This window comes from Sphingobium aquiterrae, assembly GCF_037154135.1.
In the GTDB taxonomy this organism is placed as follows: Bacteria; Pseudomonadota; Alphaproteobacteria; order Sphingomonadales; family Sphingomonadaceae; genus Sphingobium; species Sphingobium aquiterrae.
In genome coordinates this window covers 103,364-121,992 of sequence record NZ_JBANFL010000001.1, presented here as the reverse complement: position 1 = coordinate 121,992, position 18,629 = coordinate 103,364, and the positions used below count along the sequence as shown (strand labels likewise).

Sequence of the window (18,629 nt, the reverse complement as noted above, 5' to 3'; positions counted from 1 at the left end):
CCCGGCCCTTCATCGTCACTTCCCGGCCTTGTCCGCCTTGGGCGCGTTCGGCGCGAAGGTATCGCCGAAGAAATCGCCCTTGAACCACATGGGCGGGGCATCGTCGTCGGCCATGGCGCGGGTGATGCGGTAATTGGCCTCGGCAAAGCGTGCGCCCGATTCCCAATCGATCGCCTGCTTCATGTCATCGCCCGGATGGTGATAATTGCCGCTGAGGAACTCGCCCCAGGCCTTTTCCCCACCATTGGCATAGCCGGTCGCCAGGAACACGGCGGGCACGCCCTGCTTCACGAACATATAATGGTCCGAGCGGGTGAAAATGCCCTCCTGCGGCATCGGATCGGGCGAGAGCGTCACGCCCATCGGCGTCACCGCCTTTGCCACGATCGGCCCCAGGGTCGAATGATCGGCGCCAAAGGCGATGAGGTCCGTGAAGCGATAGAGCAGCAGCGGCATGTCGAGATCGACATTGCCGACGATGGACGCGATCGGCACGGAGGGATGGCGGGCAAAATAGTCGGCGCCCAGCAGGCCCTTCTCCTCGCCGGTCGAAGCGACGAAGATGATCGAGCGGCGCGGCGTCACCGGCGCCTGCGCCATCGCCCGGGCGACCTCCAGCATGGTCGCGATGCCGGCGGCATTATCCAGCGCGCCATTGTTGATATAATCGGTGCCGGGCTTGTCGCCCGCCTTCGCCTTGCTGATGCCGATATGGTCGAGATGCGCGGAGAGCGCGACATATTGCGCCGCCAGCGTCGGGTCGGAACCGGGCAGGATGCCCACGACATTGGGGCTGGTCACGCGCTGTCCATGCCCTTCCACCATGATATGCGCGCTGGTCTTGAGCGCGAAGCCCTTGGGCCGCCCACCCGCCTTGTCCGCCACAGCGCGGATCGCGGCGATCGACTTGGGGGCGCCCGCAAAGACGGCGGCCACGGCCGGATCGTTCAGCGATGCCGACACGCGAATGCCCGGCGCTTCGTCAAAGGGCTTGTCGTCCTTGTCCACCCAGGAAAAATCGGGTTCGTCGGCGAACTGCACCATCCGCGCCCAGGGCCGCGTCTTCATCGACAGGTTCGTGCCCACGCTCAGCATGCCGATGGCGCCATGCGCCTGCGCGGCCTTCGCCTTGGTCGCGGAGACATGCGCGCCCTCCTCGCTCGGCAGCCCCTTGGGATAGCCGCGCAGGGCGACGACGATCTTCCCCTTCACATCCAGCCCGGCATAGTCGTTGATGCCAAGCCGCGCATCCTCGATGCCATAGCCCACGAAGATTAGCGGCGCCGACACATCTTCCTTCGTCCCGTTGGCGGGCAGGCTGACCAGCACGTCGCTGCCATGGGCCCAGCTCTTCTCGCCGCCCGGCCCGGCGATGGAGACGGAGCCGGGGGTCGCGGTGCGATCGGTCTGCTGGAAGGTGATGGTCTGGAACCAGCCGCCATTGTCGCCGCCGGGCTTCAGCCCCAGCGCCTCGAACCGGCTGGCGACATAGCGCGCGGCGATCTCATGCCCGCGGCTGCCGGTGTCGCGCCCTTCCAGCAGGTCGTCGGCCAGGAAATCGACATGCGCGCGCACCTGCGCGGCGGTGAACACCGGCTCGACCGAAGGGGCCGTCGGCGCGGTGGTCTGGGCGGAGGCAGCCGCGGCAAGGCACAGCGCCATCGCGGCAAAAGGCAGTTTCATCTCTTGGAGGTTCCCTCTTTTTTTGAGCTTATGGCGCGGGAGCCTATCGCGGGCAGCGGCGCTGTCCAGCGGAAAGCGTGTTGCGCCGCTATTACGCCTCGCTATGCTATGGCGCATGTCTGCGCGGGCCTCCCACCCTGCCGATCCTGTCCAGAGGATGTTCATGTCTATACATCTCGCCCGTTTCGGCCTTGCGCTGGTCCTTGCCACCTCCCCCGTCGCGCTCATGCTGCCGACCGTGCCCGCCCTTGCCCAGGCACGGCAGGCCGCGCCCGCGCCGGTCTCCCAGCTCGCGGCGAAGGTGAACATTCCCTATGAACAATTCACTCTGCCCAACGGCCTGCGCGTCATCGTCCATACCGACCGCAAGGCGCCGATCGTGGCCGTTTCCGTCTGGTATCATGTCGGTTCCCGGTTCGAGCCGGCGGGCAAGACCGGCTTTGCCCATCTGTTCGAACATCTGATGTTCTACGGTTCGGAAAATGCCGACGGCCCCTTCTTCGCCCGGCTGGAGGATATCGGCGCGACCGACTGGAACGGCACGACCTGGTTCGACCGCACCAATTATTTCGAAACGGTGCCGACCGGCGCGCTGGACCGTGCGCTGTTCCTCGAATCCGACCGCATGGGCCATCTGCTCGGCGCCGTCACCCAGACGAAGCTGGATGCCCAGCGCGGCGTCGTCCAGAATGAAAAGCGGATGGGCGAGAACGAGCCCTTCGGGCTGGTCGAATATGCGCAGCTCGACGCGCTGCTGCCCGCCGGACACCCCTATCGGCACTCGACCATCGGCTCGATGGCCGATCTGAACGCCGCCAGCCTGGCGGACGTCCAGACATGGTTCAAGACCCATTATGGCCCGAACAACGCCGTGCTGGTGCTGGCGGGCGATATCGACATGGCGACCGCCAAGGCCAAGGCTGCCCGCTGGTTCGGCGCGATCCCCGCCGGCCCCGCGCCGGTCGATGTCGATGCGAGCGTGCCCTCGCTCGCCAGCGACGTGACCAAGGTGATGAAGGACCATGTCGCCACGGTGCGCCTGTACCGCAACTGGATCGTCCCCGGCGTCAACGCGGCCGACCTGCCTTCGCTGGACCTGGCCATGTCCATCCTGGGCGGCCTGTCCTCCTCCCGCCTCGACACGGTGCTGGTACGCAATGAAAAGCTGGCGGTGGCCGTGAAGGCGGAAATCCAGCCCTTCGAGAAGCTGAGCATGGCGGAAATCACCGTCGACGTGAAGCCGGGCACCGATCCGGTGCTGGTCGGCAAAAGGCTGGACCAGCTGCTGGCCGATTATCTTGCCAAGGGCCCCACGGCCGACGAGGTGACGCGGGCCGCAACCCGGCAGCTGGCGGGCACGATCTCCGGGCTCGAACAGGTCGGCGGCACCGGCGGCAAGGCCGTGACCCTGGCCGAAGGCGCGGTCTATTCGAACGATCCGGGCAAATATGCCACGGACCTGGCGGCCTATGCCGCGGCGACGCCCCGGTCCGTCGGCGATGCCGCGCGCGCATGGCTTGGCCGCCCCGTCTTCCGCCTGACCGTGGAGCCCGGCGACCGGTCCGCGCAGGACAATGCCCTTGCCGGCAATGCGACGATGCATCCCGCCTATTTCCACAATCCGCAGGACGCGTCGGCACCGGCCACGACATCGGCCACGACATCGGCCGCCGCGCCGCCTCCCCCCACGAAGATCGCCCAGCCGCCGATCGAGCCGGTCGCCGACCTGCAGTTCCCCACGGTCGAACATGCCAAACTCTCGAACGGCATCCCCGTCGTCTTTGCCCGGCGCGACGCCGTGCCCACCGTGCGGGTCTCGGTCAGCTTCGACGCGGGCAACGCCGCCGACGACAAGGCCAAGCTGGGCACCGCCGCGCTGATGACGTCGCTGATGGACGAAGGCACCACGACCCGCACGTCGCTCCAGATCGCGGAGGAGCAGGAACGCCTGGGCGCATCCATTTCCGCCGGCAGTTCGATGGACAGCACCAATGTCGGCATGTTCGCGCTCAAGCCCAATCTGGCGGCGTCGCTGGACCTGCTGGCCGACATCGTCCGCAACCCCGCCTTCGCCCCGGCCGAGGTCGAGCGCCTGCGCGGCCAGTTGCTGGCCCGCATCGCATCGGAAAAGACCCAGCCCATCCCCACCGCCCAGCGCCTGCTGCCACCGCTGCTGTACGGCGCGGCGCACCCCTATGGCGTGCCGTTCACGGGATCGGGCGACGAAAAAGGCGTCAACGCGGCGACCCGCGACGATCTGGTCGCGTTCCATGGCGCCTGGATCAGGCCGGACAATGCGACCATCTTCGCGACCGGCGACACCAGCCTGGCAGAGCTGATGCCGCTGCTCGAGGCCCGCTTCGGCAAGTGGCAGGCACCCGCGACCCCCAAGGGCAGCAAGCTGTTCCGCATGGACCGCATGATGCGCACCGCCCGCATCGTGCTGGTGGACAAGCCGCAAAGCCCGCAATCGATGATCCTGGCCGGCATGCTGACGAACAAGAGCGGCACCGACAGTCCGGTCGACCTGATCGCCGCCAATGACGTGCTGGGGGGCAGCTCGACCTCGCGGCTGACGATGGACCTGCGGGAGACCAAGGGCTGGGCCTATTTCGCCGGATCGCAGCTGGCCGGCGTCAAGGAAACCATCCCCCTGTTCGTCTATGCCCCGGTGCAGACCGACAAGACCGGCGAATCGATCATCGCCGCGCGGGCCGACATCCGGGCGTTCCTGACGGCCAAGGGCACCACCGACGCCGAACGCAACCAGACGATCAACAGCCAGATCCTCTCGCTGCCGGGCAGCTTCGAAACCTCGGCGGACCTGCTGGGCGCCATGATGCGCAACACCATGCTCGGCCGGCCGGACGATTATTATGCAAAGCTGCCCGCGATCTACCGGGCGCTGACCCCGGCCGACCTCGACAAGGCGGCGCGCGGCGCGATCGACGCGGACCGGCTGATCTGGGTGGTCATCGGCGACGCGAAGCTGGTCAAGCCGCAGCTTGACGCCGTCGGCCTGCCGGTCGAGATGGGCAGCGTGGGCGAATGAGGTTCGCCGGAGACACGGGAGACGAATGACATGGCTGAAGTAGACGGCGCCTATGATTGCGTGACCAAGACCCCGATGGGCGACCAGTCCAGCGTGTTCACCGTCATCAGCAACGGCACGACCTTCCACGGCACCAATGCCGGCCCGCTGGGGTCGCTGGACGTGAAGGATGGCACGGTGGACGGCAATCGCCTGACCTGGACGATGGAGATGACCATCCCCATGCCGATGACGTTGTCGGCGGAAGCCGTGGTGGAAGGCGACACGCTGACCGGCACGATCCAGCTGGGCGCCTTCGGCAGCGCCGCGATGACAGGCAAGCGCCGGGCCTGAAGCTGTACGCGCTATAGGCCGCGCGCCTGTAAAAAAGACCCGCCAGTGGATCTCCACCGGCGGGTCTTTTTGCGTCTGGCGGGCCCGCGGGGTCGCCCCCGCAGGCTCCGTTGCGATCAATATTGGACCGTCACCGTCACCGCACGGCGGTTCTGCGCCCAGGCGGCTTCGTCGGAGCCCAGGGCGGCCGGGCGTTCCTTGCCATAGCTGACCGTCGTGATTCGGCTGGAATCGATGCCCAGCGAAGCCAGATAGTTCTTCGCGGCATTGGCGCGACGCTCGCCCAGCGCCAGATTGTAGTCGCGGGTGCCGCGTTCGTCGGCATGGCCCTCGATCGTCACGCGCACATTGGGGTTCGCCTGCAGCCAGGTCGCCTGGCTGCGCAGCGTCCCCTGATCGTCGGCATCGACATCATATTTGTCGGTGTCGAAATAGATGCGGTCGGAGGAGACGCTGGCGATGAAGTCCTCCTGGCTGCCCTTGACCGGGCCGGAGGGCGCGGGCGCGGTGGTCTGCTCGGTAGTCGAGCCGGCCGGTGCGGGCGGCAGTTCCTGCGGCGGTTTCTTCGAACAGGCGGCAAGTGCGATGACGGCGCAGGCCGCGAGCATGGTCCGGGACATCTGTGTCATGTGATTCTCCTTGGAATATCCTTGGGGGCTACCGCCCGATGATGAATGCGTATCGACAGCTTGACCAGATTGTTACGCTGTCAGGACGATTGAGTTCCATGAGCGGGCGATTGCAGTGCGAATATGATGCAAATAGCCTGTCCCTCAGGGCAGCAACGGTCCCCAGGCCGGGTCGGAGCCGTTGAGCGGTGTCGGGATGCGACGTTCGTTCACGCCGGTCAGGTCGACCTGCCAGACCTGGCTGGTGCCCTGACGACCCGGCGTGGTGCGGAAGAATTGCAGCACCCGGCCATTGGGCGACCAGCTGGGCTGCTCGTCCTGCCAGCCATTGGTCAGAATGCGCTCATTGTCCCCGCCGGGCGTCATCACCGCGATCTTGAAGTCGCCGCTGATCTTGGTGAAGGCGATCAGGTCGCCGCGCGGGCTCCATTCGGGCGTCGCATAGCGGCCGCCGCCATGGCTGATGCGCTGCTGGTTGGAACCGTCGGCGTTCATCACATAGATTTGCTGCCCGCCCGAACGATCGCTTTCGAACACGATCTTCGTGCCGTCGGGCGAATAGCTGCCGCCCACGTCGATGGATGGCGAGGTGGTGAGGCGTACCGGCGCGCCGCCGGTGCTCGACACGCGATAGATGTCGGTATTGCCCGCCACCGCCATCGAGAAGAGGATGAAGCGCCCATCGGGCGACCAGCGCGGCGCAAAGGTCGGGTTGTTGCTTTCCGTCACCAGCCGCTGCTTGCCGGTGCCGATATCGTAGATGTAGATGCGCACCCGGCTGCCCAGATAGCTCACATAGACGATCGACTTATAGTCGGGCGAGAAGCGCGGGGTCAGCGCAAGCGACTGGCCGTTGGTGATGAAGCGATGATTGGCGCCATCGGAATCCATGATCGCCAGGCGCTTGACCCGGTTATCTTTGGGGCCGCTTTCGGCGATATAGGCGATGCGGCTGTCGAAGAAGGGGCTTTCGCCCGACAGGCGCGCATAGATGGCGTCGGCGCACTTATGCGCGGCCCGGCGCCAGTCGCGCGGCGAGACGACATAGCCCTGCCGCGTCAGTTCCTGCTTGAGCGCCACATCGTAGAGATAGCAGCCGACGGTAATGTCGTTGTCGCCCCCGGCCGAGCGCACGAACCCCTGCACCAGCGCCTGCGCGCCCGTGCCCGCCCAGTGATCGAACGCCGGGAAGGTGACTTCGGGCACGGTGATGGCCTTGAGCCCCGCGGGGCCCATGGGATCGAACAGGCCCGACCCGCGCAGGTCGGCGGCGACCACTTCGGCGATCTTGCGGCCAAGCTCGTCGGTGGTGCCGGCCGGGGTCGTCACCTGCTGCTGCGCGGGCATGGCGGGCACCGCGATCTTCAGGCTACTGTCGATCTCCCCGGTCACGTCGACGGAGAGCTGGGCCATGGCGGGCGTCGCGCCAAGCGCGCATACCGCCGCGACGATCAGGATCTTCAAGCGTTTCATCGGTTCAGCCTCGCGTCAAAGCGGAGCGGCTTCAGCCACTTCCACTGGTCATAATATTCCGGCGGCAGATTCTGGAACGGCGAGGCCAGCATAACAGCCTGGATCGCACGTTCGGCATGTAATTTCGCTTGCGGCCTGTTGCTGGCCGTCACGCCCAGTTGATCGACCAGTTCGGGCGAGCCGACGACCCGCCCATTCTTGTCGAGATGGACGCTGAGCAGCGTCACGAGCTGGTCGGCGTCGGCGCCCGAGGGCGGCCGCCAATGGGCCTTGAGCTGCCGGCGGATTTCCTGGTCGAGCGCGGCCTTCTGCTGCGGGCCCAGCGCGGCGGCGGGGGCGGGCGAAGGCGCCGTGGGGCGGACGGGCTTTTCGGTCTGGATGCCCTTGAGGAAATCCGGGCCGAGCAGCGATCCGCGTGCGCGGGTCGCCGTGCCGCTGCCGCTGGCTTTCGGCTTTTCCGGCGCCGGCTTGGGCTTCGCCTTGGGCGTTTCCTTCGCGGGGGCGGGCTTGGCCGCGGGCTTTTCCCTGGGCGGGGCCGGTTTTGCGACGGCCTTGGGCGGCGCGGCCGGTGGCCTGGGCTTGGGCTTCGCCTTTTCCGCGATCTGGCGGGGCGGGGCGGGCTTGGGCGGCGGCGGCGCGGGCACCGGTTCCGGCTCGGGCTCCGGCGCCGCTTCAGGCGCGGGGGCGGGCGCGGCCTCTTCCGTCGGCCCCTGCTCGGGCGCCTGCGAGGGCGGCGGCGGGGTGGTCGAGACGCGCTGGGCCATGCTCTGCAGCGCCACCTCGTCCACCATGGACACATCCATGGGCGGCGAGTTGAGCTTCAGCGGGTTGGGCGTCGAGAGGAAACCGGAAGACAGCACGCCGAACAGCAGGACATGTCCCGCCGTGGCGATGCCAAGGCCGATCTTTTCAGAGCGCTCCATGCACCGCCACCTATTCGCCCGGTCCTGAACCTGCGATGACGGGTGCCGCATTGCGCGCGCCCTCGCTCGCGCTGCTGCTGACCAGCGCCACCCGGCTGAGCCCGGCACGGTTGAGTTCGCCCATCACCCGCATCACGCGGCCATAATCCAGTGCCGTATCGGCGCGCAGGAACATCTGCGGCGGCTCCGCCCCCGCCGTGGCCGCGCGGATTTCGGCAAGGCGGCCGGGCAGGTCGCCCTCGCTGATCTCGACATCGTCGATGAACAGCCGGCCGCTCCTGTCGATGGAGAGCACCGTGGGTTTCTCATCCTGATCCAGCGCCTTGGCGCGGCTGTCCGGCAGCTTGACCGGCACGCCCGTCACCAGCAACGGCGCCGTCACCATGAAGATGATGAGCAGCACCAGCATCACGTCCACCAGCGGCGTGACGTTGATGTCGGCCATCGGCGCGCGGCGGCCGCCCCTGCGGCCGGAAGGCGGCGTTCCCATGCCCATCTCAGCGCGTCTCCTGTGTCAAAGCGGGCACGATCAGTTTCCCTGCCGTCACTGGCGCTGGCTTTCCAGTTCGCGGCTCAAGGTCGCATAGAAGCCGTCCGCAAAGCGGTGCAGCCGCGCCTCCAGCTTGTTGATGCCATGGCTGAAGCGGTTATAGGCGATCACCGCCGGGATGGCCGCGAACAGGCCGATGGCGGTCGCGAACAGCGCCTCGGCAATGCCCGGCGCGACGACGGCGAGCGAGCTGTTCTGCTCCGCCGCGATCGAGGTGAAGGCGCGCATAATGCCCCAGACGGTGCCGAACAGGCCGACAAAGGGCGCGACGCTGCCGACCGTCGCCAGGATGTTGAGCCGGTCGGACATGCGATCCACCTCGGCGGCGACGGCGCTGCCCATGGCGGTCGACAGGCGGTCGCGCGTGCCTTCGCGGTCCACGCTCTTCTGCGCGGTGGAGCGGCGCCATTCGGAAACGCCCGCCGCCATCACCTTGGCGGTCGGCAGGTTGGCCTTGCCACGGGCTTCGTAGAAGCGGTCGATATCCTCGGTCTTCCAGAAATCCGTCTCGAAACTGGCGCAGCCGCGGCGCGCACGCCCGAAGGAAAAGCTGAAGCCGATGATGATCGCCCAGGTCCAGATGCTGGCGAGCAGCAGGCCCACCATCACGACCTTGACGACGATGTCGGCCTGAAGGAACAGTTTGACCGGCGAGATGACGGTCGGCCCGTCGGCAAGCGCCAGCGCGGCGGAGAATATGGGCAGGGAGAGGCTCATATAGTCAAATCTTCCCCTTGGAGGAGGCGGTTGAACAATGCGATCCAGGGCGCCGGTTGCCGTTGCGGGCGACCCTGGGGGCTGAGGAAGGCGACTTTCACGTCGCTTTGGGTCAGGATGTCTTCTCCACGCACCACCTGCTGATGGATGGTACAGGTGGCGGCACCTACCCCAGTCACATGGCTGCGCACCAGCAGATCGTCGTCCAGCCGTGCCGGCCGGCGATAGCTGATCGCCACATCCGCGACGGCATAGACGCCCGTCCCGCCCTCATGGGTGCCGCGCTGGTCGATGCCGGCCACGCGCAGCATGTCCGACCGCGCCCGCTCCATATAGCGCAGATAATTGGCATGATAGACCACGCCCGACAGATCCGTGTCCTCGAAATAGACACGGACGGGAAAATGGTGGACGCCGGCCATGAAGATACCGGTCGCCGGCGCTGGCAGCACGGGGGACATGGCGGCCGTTTAACCACGTTCCGCACTGCAGCGCAAAGCCGTAAAATGACGAGAACGAAACCTTTTCCCGCACGGCTGCCCCGGTCCGTCGCGCATATGGGCCGGTGACGGCCTTCGGGAGAGGGCAGGGAAAGTCCGTCGGCGGAAGGCCGGACAGCCCGTTCGCCCGGCACGCCCGCCTATAGCCTGAGCCAATTGGTCGCGGCGAACCAGCCCGCGATCGCAATCGCCGTCGCCACGCAAAAGCCGGTCACGCCCCAGAAGGCCCAATGCGCATGGGCAAAGGGAATGCCCTCCACATTCATGCCCAGCAGGCCGGTGATGAAGGTGAGCGGCAGGAAGATCAGCGCCACGACGGCGAGCACCAGCGCCTGTCGGTTCATCTGTTCGGCGCGCAGGTCGGTCAGCGCTTCATGGGCCAGCGCCGACCGTTCGCGCACCGCCTCCAGTTCTTCCGCCATGCGCGCGCAGCGGTCGGCCGCATCCTGCAGGTGCAGCCGGTCGTCCTCCTCCAGCCAGTGCGCATCGGCCATCGCCAGCCGCTCGACCGCCTGCCGCTGCGGCGAGAGGAACCGGCGATAGGCGATGGCGGTCGCGCGGATACGGGCGACGCGGCGGCGCGATTCGGACAACCCCTCCTCGCTCAGCGCACTTTCGATGTCGTCCAGCGCATCGCCCAGTTCGGCCACGTCCGGGTCCAGCTCATCGGTGATTTCCTGGGCAAGGCAGGCAATGAAATCGCCCGGATCGCGGATCGCCCCGCTCTTCATCTGCTCGATCATGCGTGGCAGCGCGGCCAGCTCGCGATAAACGGTGGACACGATCAGCCCCTTCTGCACCCAGAGGCGGATGGACACGAGCGGATCGCCATCGGGGTCTTCACCGCCACACAGGCCACGCAGGTTGACCAGCGCGCCGGTGATGCCGCCCGCGCTCATGAAGGTGCAGCGCGGCCGCGTTTCCTGCGCGACCAGGGCCCGCATCGCGGATTCGGGCACGTCGGCGATCCTGCCCGCCACCGCGCGCGGATCTTCCTTCCGCCCATCGATATGCAGCCAGGTCAGGGCCGGATGCGTCGGCAGCGCGCACCAGGCGTCGAGCGTGATCTCCCTTACGCCAGCGCCGCTTTGGGCGCCGTCATGGATGAGGACGAGGCTCATCGGGCGATCTCCAGCCAGAGCGAGAGGCCCGCGCCGGGCGCACCGGGCGGCGCATCGGCCATGATCCGCGCAGCGTCGGCGCGGGCACGGACCAGGATCGCGGCCGGCACATCGGGATGGTAATAGACCCTGTCCGCCTCGCCCAGCAACCGCGCGGCGCGCAGGCTGAGGTCGTCGGGGTCCGCCGACGCGAGGATCAACCTGACCAGGCGACTGCCGTCCCCTTCCCCTCCATCCTGCGCAAGCCATGCCGCCACGCGAGCGTCGCCATCGCCATCGCCATCGCCATCGCCATCCGCCAACGGATCGAGCGCGCCGCCCGCCGCAAGGGCCGCGTCGATGGCCCGGCGTCGCTCCGCGGCACCCGGCCAGCACTGCCTGATCGCCCCGCGCGCCGCCGACAGCGCCAGCGCCAAAGCGCCCAGCCGCGCCGGCAGCATCGCCTCGATCCGCTGCCGCACCGCCTTGGCAAGCCCCGCCGAAGCCCCGCCCGTCCCCACCGCGACGATCAACGGATCGCGGTCGACAATGGCGGGCAGGGTGAAATCGCAGAGCGCCGGGCGGTCGACGGCGTTCACCAGCACGCCCCGCGCCTGCAGCCGGGCGACCGCCGCGCGTGCCGCCGCATCATCCTCGATCGCGACGATGGCGATGGCCGCCTGCGCGCCCTCATCGTCCGTCACGCACGCGCCGGCCCGCTCCAGCAGGCGCCGCTTGGCCGCCGTCACCTCACCCTCGCCCAGCAGGATCACCGGCCGGTCCGCAAGGCGCAGGAACAGCGGCAGGGCCTCCATGCGCGTGTTAGCCCTTCACCCAATCGGGGATGATGTCGCCCGCGATCAGCGCCTCGACCGGCGGACGCGGACGCACGACGGCCCAGCGATCGCCGGACACCAGCACTTCGGGGGTCAGCGGGCGGCTGTTATAGGTGCCGGCCATGGTCGCGCCATAAGCCCCGGCGGTCATGAAGGCGACCAGATCGTCCGCCTGCACATGGTCCATCGCCCGGCCCGTGGCAAAGGTATCGCCGCTCTCGCATACCGGGCCGACGACATTGGCCGTCGTCGTGCGGCCGCTGGGCTGCACCGCGCGAATATCGTGCCAGGCGTCATAGAGGCTGGGGCGGAGTAGGTCGTTCATCGCCGCGTCGACGATGACGAAGGGCTGGCTCGCCCCCTGCTTCACCCGCACGACACGGCTCACCAGCGCGCCGGCATTGCCCACGATCACCCGGCCGGGCTCGAACATCAGCCGCACCTTCCAGTCGCGGGTGACGCGCGTCACCATCGCACCATAGTCGGCGGGGCTGGGCGGCACGGGGAGCGAAGGATCATAGGGCACGCCCAGGCCGCCGCCCAGGTCCGCAGTGCGGATAGTGTGCCCTTCGTCGGCCAGCACCTCGATCAGCGCGCCGACCTTGGTGAAGGCAGCCTCCAGCGGGGCGAGATCGGTCAGCTGGCTGCCGATGTGGACGGCGACGCCCTGCACGTCGAGCCCGGCAAGCTGCGCCGCCCGATCATAGGCGGCAATGGCGCGATCATAGGGGATGCCGAACTTGTTTTCCGCCTTGCCGGTGGAAATCTTCGCATGGGTGCCCGCGTCCACATCCGGGTTGATGCGATAGGCGACCGGCGCGACCTGCCCCATGGAAAGCGCCACTTCGGACAGCATCTCCGCCTCCGGCTCGCTTTCCAGGTTGAACTGGAAAATGCCCTTTTCCAGCGCGAGCCGCATTTCCTCGCGGGTCTTGCCGACGCCGGAAAAGACGATCTTGCTCGCCGGGATGCCGGCGGCAAGCGCGCGCAGCAGCTCGCCGGCGGACACCACGTCCGCGCCCAGCCCCAGCTTCGCCAGCGTGCCGAGCACGGCGGCATTGGGGTTCGCCTTCACCGCAAAGGCGATCAACGGATCGGGCAGGGCGGACAGCGCCGCGCGGAACACGCCGACATGGCGGGTCAGGGTGGCAGTGGAGTAGATATAGACAGGCGTGCCGACCGCTTCGGCGATCACCTCGACAGGCACGTCCTCAACATGCATCGCGCCGCCGCGATACTCGAAATGGTCCATCTGGCAGCGTTCCTCAGTTGGTTTCGGGCGGAAGGTCGAAAGGATCGTCCTCGCGCTCCTGCGATTTGGTCAGCAATTCCGCGTTGCGCTCGGGCCGCGACTGTTCGGATGGCGTCATCAGCTGCTGCGCCGTCGGCTGCGCAGCGGCGCCCCGCGGCACGGGGATGCGCGCGGTACCGCTGGGCGGCTGCAGCGCCTGTCGCCCGCCACAGGCGGACAGCAGGGCGAGCGCCCCCAATGCCAGGGCGATGGCGGTCCGGCCGGTCATGGCGCCGTCCCTTCCAGCAACGCGGCCTTCGCCTGCGCGATGCGGGCGCGCACCTGATCGGGCGCGGTGCCGCCATGGCTGCGGCGGCTGGCGACAGAGGCATCGACGGTCAGCACCGCAAACAGCCGCGCGTCGATGCGCGGGTCGATCTCCTGCAGTGCTTCCAGCGGCAGCGCGGCGAGCGCCACGCCGCTGTCGTCCGCCAGCTTCACTGCGCGACCGGTGATGTGATGCGCCTCGCGGAAAGGCACGTTCGCCTCGCGCACCAGCCAGTCGGCAAGATCGGTCGCAGTCGCATGGCCGCTTTCGGCAAGCGTCCGCATCCGGTCGGTGCGGAAAGTGACGGTCTCGATCATGCCGGTCATCGCCGCGATGGAGAGGCCCAGCAGGTCGTGCGCCTCGAACACCGGCGGCTTGTCGTCCTGCATGTCCTTCGAATAGGCAAGCGGCAGGCCCTTCATGGTGATGACCAGCGCGTTCATGGCGCCCGCGATCCGCCCGGCATGGCCGCGCACCAGCTCCGCCGCATCGGGATTGCGCTTCTGCGGCATGATCGAGCTGCCGGTCGAATAGGCGTCCGGCAGCGAGATGAAGCCGAAGGGCTGGCTCGCCCAGATGATGAATTCCTCGGCCAGCCGCGACAGATGCAGGCTGCACTGGGTCGCCGCCATCAGATAATCGAGCGCGAAGTCTCGGTCGGACACGCTGTCGAGGCTGTTGTCGGTCGGCCGGTCGAAGCCCAGCGCCGCCGCCGTCGCATGGCGATCCAGCGGAAAGCCGGTGCCGGCGAGCGCGGCCGCGCCCAGCGGGCATTCGTTCATCCGCACCCGCGCGTCGGCAAAGCGGCTGCGGTCGCGCCGGACCATCTCATAATAGGCCATCAGATGATGGCCGAGCGTCACCGGCTGGGCGGACTGGAGATGGGTGAAGCCCGGCATCACTGCGTCGGCATGCTCCTGCGCCCGCGCCACCAGCGCGCGCTGCAGCCCGGCAAGGCCGGCCTCGACCATGTCGATCGCATCGCGCACCCACAGGCGGAAATCGGTCGCGACCTGATCGTTGCGCGAACGCGCGGTGTGCAGGCGGCCCGCGACCGGGCCGATCAGCGCGGCCAGGCGCGATTCGGTCGCCATGTGGATATCTTCAAGGTCGAGATCTTCCGGAACGCCATTAGCCTCATATTCCGCCGCGACCTGCGCCAGACCGTCCGTGATCGCCTGCGCATCCGCCGCCGAAACGATACCCTGTTTGGCCAGCATCGCGACATGCGCGCGCGATCCGGCGATATCCTGCCGCCACAATCGCTTGTCGAAGGGGATAGAGGCATTTATCTCGCGCATGACCGAAGCCGGGCCGGCCGCAAATCGCCCGCCCCACATGCTGTTGGAGCCTGAACCCTTGCCCAGCCCCCTATTCGTCTCGTCTGTCCGGTCTTCCGGTGCCGTCATGGTTTCACTGCGTTCCGTCATGGCCCTGCTGATCGCGGGGGGCGTGTTGAGCGCCTGCGATAGGCAATCCGCGCCGCAGGGGCAACACGCCAATGCGAGCGCGGCCGCTGCATCCGACGAAGTGCCGTCCAGCGACGAGGCATCAGGGTCGGCGGGGGCACCGGCGGGCAACGACAGCGGCGGCTTCAGCTTCACCGTGGACAAGGCCAAGGCAGGGACGCCGGCACCCGCCTTCGTCTTTGCCGCGCCCGGCGGTGGCGAGGCGAAGCTGGCCGACTTTGCGGGCAAGCCCATCCTCGTCAACCTGTGGGCGACATGGTGCGCGCCCTGCGTCGCGGAAATGCCGACGCTCGACACAATCGCGGCGACCTATGCCCCGCGCGGCCTGCAGATCCTCACCATCTCGCAGGACAGCCAGGGCGCCGAACGGGTCGACGCCTTTTTCGCTGCACGCAAGTTCAAGCATTTGAAGGCCTGGCGCGACCCGGAAAACCAGTTCGGTTTCCACTATGCGACCGGCCTGTTGCCCACCAGCGTGCTCTATAATGCCAGGGGCAAGGAGGTCGCGCGCGTGACCGGGGCGATGGACTGGACGGGGCCGGAAGCGAAGGCGCTGATCGAAGAAGCGCTGAAAGGCGCCTGATCGGCCCAATACCGGGACGATCATATCGGAATGAAGCGATACGGCGGACAATCGCGGGCTTGCACGCCGCTTTCCTGCTCATGATCGCCCTGTCGCAATGATTCATGGCCAATTGCATCAACGCCGGACAGCCGCTTGCAGCCCGCGTCTTCCGGCGTAGGATGGCGCGCCTGCCCGGCAGGCGCAGCAATTGGGAGGAACGATCATGAAAGCCTGGCAGATAAGCGGCGCGGCCCTGATGGCATGTCTTGCGGTTGGCCTTGCGAGCGCGGCCGGCGGCATGCGCATCGACATGAAGAGCCTGCTTGCCGACCCCGGCCGCCCGGAAGCGGACCGCGTGCGCGACCAGGACCGCAAGCCGGCCGAGACGATCGCGGCATCCGGCCTCAAGCCCGGCGACAAGGTGGCGGAACTGGCGCCCGGCGGCGGCTATTTCACCCGCATCCTCGTGGGCGCGGTGGGCGCCAAAGGGCATGTCTATGCGATGCTGGGCCGCCCCTCCCCGGCGTTGGCGGACTATGCCGCGAGCCATGCCAATCTGAGCCTGGTGGAGATCGGGCCGGGCGAGATCACCGTGCCCGAGCCGGTCGATGTCGTGTGGACGACGCTCAACTATCATGACTTCAAGAACAACAAGGTCGGCGACAGCGATGCCGCCACGCTGACCAATGCCGCCGCCTTCAGGGCGCTGAAGCCCGGCGGCTCTTATTTCATCGTCGACCATCAGGCCGCCAAAGGCGCCGGCACCACCGTCACATCGACCCTGCACCGGATCGAGGATAGCGCCGTCATCAGCGAAGTGAAGGCCGCCGGCTTCGTGCTGGACCGCCAGAGCCCGATCCTGCGCCACCCGGCGGACGATCACAGCCTGAAGGTTCAGGAAAGCGGCATCCGGGGCAAGACGGACCAGTTCGTCCTGCGCTTCCGCAAGCCGCTGCGCTGATCCATCGGCGGCAAGGCAGGGCGCGCGGACAGGAGGGCGCGCCCTGCCTTGCCCTGCGCCCGCCGGGGCAGCAGGCGAAGAGGCCGGCACGCAGGCGATAAAAGACGCCGTCACGCCGGTCGGCGACATTCCCGGACTGGAACATCCCCACGCGCCGCAAGCCGTTGTGCGCTTTGCGTAACCTGCTATTCTGGCGCCATAAACGGCGGGACACGCATGCCGCCGGGGAGGGGCTTGATCATGTCCGGGCGATGGCCGGGAATGGAAAGGCGGGCAACTGTCGCGCTGGCGGCCGCCCTGTTGCTGGCCGTCTCCGCCGCGCCAGCCCCCGCCACGCGCCAGCCCTATGTGCCCGACGTCACGGAAACGCGCGAGAAGCAGTGGCGCACGCTCACGTCACAGGCGCAAAAGGACTATGCCGCCGGGCAGATGGCCGAGGGTGCCGCCCATGCCCGGGAAGCGCTGGCCGTTGCGGAGGAGATTTTCGATGAGGACGACCCGCGCACGCTCATCTCCGTGAACGATCTGGCGCTCAACCTCGACGCCCTGCATCAGGATGGCGAGGCCGAAGCCCTGCTGCGCCGCGCGTTCGACGCCTATCTGCGCACAAGGGGCGAGGCCGACCAGAATACCCAGCTTGCGGCCGAGAACCTGATCGATTTCTATGCGTCGCGACAGCGCTATGCCGCCGCGCAGGAACTTGCCGGCTGGGCGCTGGACAGCCGTCGCCGGACCATGGGCGCCAGCAGCACGCCCAGCCAGATGATGGAACAGCGGCTGCAGCAACTGGCCGCCGCGGCTACGCCCGCCGCGCCGCCTGCCCCGCCGCCAGATGTTGCATCGCCTACGCCCGCGCCGCCGCCCCAGCCATCCGCCACGCCCGCAACCGGGGCGGAAATCCAGGCACTCCCTGCCGGCGCCATGCCCTTGCCGCCGCCGACCGACGGGGAAGCCCCCGTCCAGCCGACCACGCCTGCGCCCATGCCGACGCCTTTGGAGCGGGAGCCCATATTGCCATGACGGCGCGCGCCCATCCGGAGGCGGAAAAGCAGGCGGCCGGAACGGCCATTGCGCATTTACGGCTTATTGACCACATATGGGATACGCCTGACGCATGGGAACCGGCACGCAGGGGAAGGCCATGACAGCCTGGACGGACATCGCCGCCTATCTGCACCGCAAAAGCATTGCGGCGGTGAACATGCTTGAACTCAACATGCGCGCCATCGTGACCGGCTGGGTCCTCGTGGCGGCCTTTCTGTGCGGCCTGCGCATGGCCTTTCCCGCGACCCCGCAGGAAAACGACCTGCTGAGCGCGGCCCGCGCGATGCTGCCCTATATCCTTGTCGTCGGCGCGCCGCTGGCATCGCTCGGCCTTGGCCTTGGCCTGTTTCCGCGCGACGCGGTATTCGACCAGCCCATGATCCGGCTGGCGCGGGTCGGTCGCTGGCGGCAGGTCGATTGCCTGACCGCGCGCGACCTGTCGCATCACGGGCTGTTCGGGATGATGGCATCGCTGCTGATCGGCCTGCTGCTGAACGTGCCGGTGCGCACGCTGGAATTTCTTGCCGCCATGCCCGCGCTCGGCAGCCATTCGCCCGACTGGTTCCAGGGCGTCTTCCATGTGATGCTGCTGGACTGCACGGTCATCAGCAGCCTCTATATGTTTGCCTTTGCGATGGCGTTTCGCCTGCACCCGCTGTTTCCCCGCTTCCTGCTGCTCGTCTGGGGGCTGGACCTGCTGGCGCAGCTGGTGATCGCCAATGTCGCTGCGTCCATGCATGGGCTTCCCGTGACCGTGGCGAGCGCCCTTGCCGACCTTCTGACCGGCAACATCAAGAAGGTGCTGATCAGCGCGGCGATCTGGCTGCCTTATCTGATCCTGTCGGCGCGCGTGAACCTGACCTTCCGGCACCGCGTCCCCGCCTGATCCCCGCGTCTCATCGCCTAACGGCGCGCCCGGCCGTGCTGCGCCGGCGTTTCGCATTTGCAATAACGATTCAGAAAAACCCGCAATTCATTTGCAAGAAGCGTAAATAAAAACGAATCAATACTTGGGTATATCTAAAGTTATACTTGACTGATTCGCTTTCAATTTACCCCGAAACGCATAAAATGGCCCATATGGTTAACAAAAATTTACTGCAATATACTGAAAAATATAGCTAAAATTTGGTGTATTGACAGATTCCGATACTAGGCAGCTATTGGCTTCAGCTTTTGTGGAAACTGTCGGAACCGACGGCTCCTCCACCAAGGCGCCGCCGGGGTCACATGGT

General features: G+C 67.2%; 18 protein-coding genes. 6 read left to right on the top strand and 12 right to left on the bottom strand.

Annotated elements, in window-relative coordinates; translation table 11 throughout:
• Positions 1 to 15 precede the first annotated feature (15 nt).
• A complete protein-coding gene (locus WFP78_RS00540; RefSeq protein ID WP_336957810.1) occupies positions 16 to 1,683 on the bottom strand; it encodes a M28 family metallopeptidase in 1,668 nt (555 codons plus the stop codon).
• A gap of 163 nt (positions 1,684 to 1,846) precedes the next feature.
• On the opposite strand from WFP78_RS00540, the gene WFP78_RS00535 reads away from it, so the two are divergent.
• The gene (locus WFP78_RS00535) at positions 1,847 to 4,735 is read left to right on the top strand and encodes a M16 family metallopeptidase (protein ID WP_419722880.1); all 2,889 of its coding nucleotides are present in this window, start codon (positions 1,847 to 1,849) and stop codon (positions 4,733 to 4,735) included.
• 30 nt (positions 4,736 to 4,765) lie between these two features.
• A complete protein-coding gene (locus WFP78_RS00530) occupies positions 4,766 to 5,068 on the top strand; it encodes a hypothetical protein (protein ID WP_336957808.1) in 303 nt (100 codons plus the stop codon).
• A gap of 116 nt (positions 5,069 to 5,184) precedes the next feature.
• Here WFP78_RS00530 and pal read toward each other — a convergent pair whose 3' ends face one another.
• The 11 genes from pal to argH form a co-directional block, all read right to left on the bottom strand.
• Positions 5,185 to 5,697 carry a peptidoglycan-associated lipoprotein Pal gene (gene pal, locus WFP78_RS00525; RefSeq protein ID WP_336957807.1) on the bottom strand — a complete coding sequence of 171 codons (513 nt, stop codon included), beginning with the start codon at positions 5,695 to 5,697 and terminating at the stop codon, positions 5,185 to 5,187.
• A gap of 144 nt (positions 5,698 to 5,841) precedes the next feature.
• Positions 5,842 to 7,170, bottom strand: a complete 1,329-nt coding sequence (gene tolB / locus WFP78_RS00520) for a Tol-Pal system beta propeller repeat protein TolB (RefSeq protein WP_336957806.1) — start codon at positions 7,168 to 7,170, stop codon at positions 5,842 to 5,844.
• Positions 7,167 to 8,093, bottom strand: coding sequence for a cell envelope biogenesis protein TolA (locus tag WFP78_RS00515; protein ID WP_336957805.1), 927 nt, complete (start codon positions 8,091 to 8,093; stop codon positions 7,167 to 7,169). The genes tolB and WFP78_RS00515 overlap by 4 nt, the downstream gene beginning before the upstream one ends.
• A gap of 10 nt (positions 8,094 to 8,103) precedes the next feature.
• Positions 8,104 to 8,589, bottom strand: a complete 486-nt coding sequence (locus tag WFP78_RS00510) for an ExbD/TolR family protein (protein WP_336957804.1) — start codon at positions 8,587 to 8,589, stop codon at positions 8,104 to 8,106.
• A gap of 48 nt (positions 8,590 to 8,637) precedes the next feature.
• Positions 8,638 to 9,360, bottom strand: a complete 723-nt coding sequence (tolQ, locus tag WFP78_RS00505) for a protein TolQ (protein WP_336957803.1) — start codon at positions 9,358 to 9,360, stop codon at positions 8,638 to 8,640.
• Positions 9,357 to 9,821 (bottom strand): YbgC/FadM family acyl-CoA thioesterase, encoded by a 465-nt coding sequence (locus tag WFP78_RS00500; protein WP_336957802.1) that lies wholly within the window; start codon positions 9,819 to 9,821, stop codon positions 9,357 to 9,359. The genes tolQ and WFP78_RS00500 overlap by 4 nt, the downstream gene beginning before the upstream one ends.
• Before the next feature lie 179 nt (positions 9,822 to 10,000).
• A complete protein-coding gene (locus tag WFP78_RS00495; protein WP_336957801.1) occupies positions 10,001 to 10,981 on the bottom strand; it encodes a zinc transporter ZntB in 981 nt (326 codons plus the stop codon).
• Positions 10,978 to 11,775, bottom strand: coding sequence for an NAD(P)-dependent oxidoreductase (locus tag WFP78_RS00490; protein WP_336957800.1), 798 nt, complete (start codon positions 11,773 to 11,775; stop codon positions 10,978 to 10,980). The genes WFP78_RS00495 and WFP78_RS00490 overlap by 4 nt, the downstream gene beginning before the upstream one ends.
• A gap of 7 nt (positions 11,776 to 11,782) precedes the next feature.
• Entirely contained in the window at positions 11,783 to 13,048 is a 1,266-nt protein-coding gene (lysA, locus tag WFP78_RS00485) for a diaminopimelate decarboxylase (RefSeq protein WP_336957798.1), read from the bottom strand.
• A 13-nt stretch (positions 13,049 to 13,061) separates the two neighbouring features.
• A complete protein-coding gene (locus WFP78_RS00480) occupies positions 13,062 to 13,316 on the bottom strand; it encodes a hypothetical protein (protein WP_336957797.1) in 255 nt (84 codons plus the stop codon).
• Positions 13,313 to 14,695 carry an argininosuccinate lyase gene (argH, locus tag WFP78_RS00475; RefSeq protein ID WP_336958193.1) on the bottom strand — a complete coding sequence of 461 codons (1,383 nt, stop codon included), beginning with the start codon at positions 14,693 to 14,695 and terminating at the stop codon, positions 13,313 to 13,315. Before argH ends, WFP78_RS00480 begins: the two co-directional genes overlap by 4 nt.
• Positions 14,696 to 14,783: 88 nt before the next feature.
• Between argH and WFP78_RS00470 the strand changes: the two genes are divergently transcribed.
• From WFP78_RS00470 to WFP78_RS00455, 4 genes are all read left to right on the top strand, one after another.
• Positions 14,784 to 15,407 carry a TlpA family protein disulfide reductase gene (locus WFP78_RS00470; RefSeq protein ID WP_336957796.1) on the top strand — a complete coding sequence of 208 codons (624 nt, stop codon included), beginning with the start codon at positions 14,784 to 14,786 and terminating at the stop codon, positions 15,405 to 15,407.
• A gap of 205 nt (positions 15,408 to 15,612) precedes the next feature.
• On the top strand, positions 15,613 to 16,350 hold the full coding sequence (locus WFP78_RS00465) for a class I SAM-dependent methyltransferase (protein WP_336957795.1): 738 nt from the start codon (positions 15,613 to 15,615) through the stop codon (positions 16,348 to 16,350).
• A gap of 261 nt (positions 16,351 to 16,611) precedes the next feature.
• A complete protein-coding gene (locus WFP78_RS00460; RefSeq protein WP_336957794.1) occupies positions 16,612 to 17,370 on the top strand; it encodes a tetratricopeptide repeat protein in 759 nt (252 codons plus the stop codon).
• Between the two features lie 121 nt (positions 17,371 to 17,491).
• Positions 17,492 to 18,280 (top strand): DUF2569 family protein, encoded by a 789-nt coding sequence (locus WFP78_RS00455; protein WP_336957793.1) that lies wholly within the window; start codon positions 17,492 to 17,494, stop codon positions 18,278 to 18,280.
• Positions 18,281 to 18,629 lie beyond the last annotated feature (349 nt).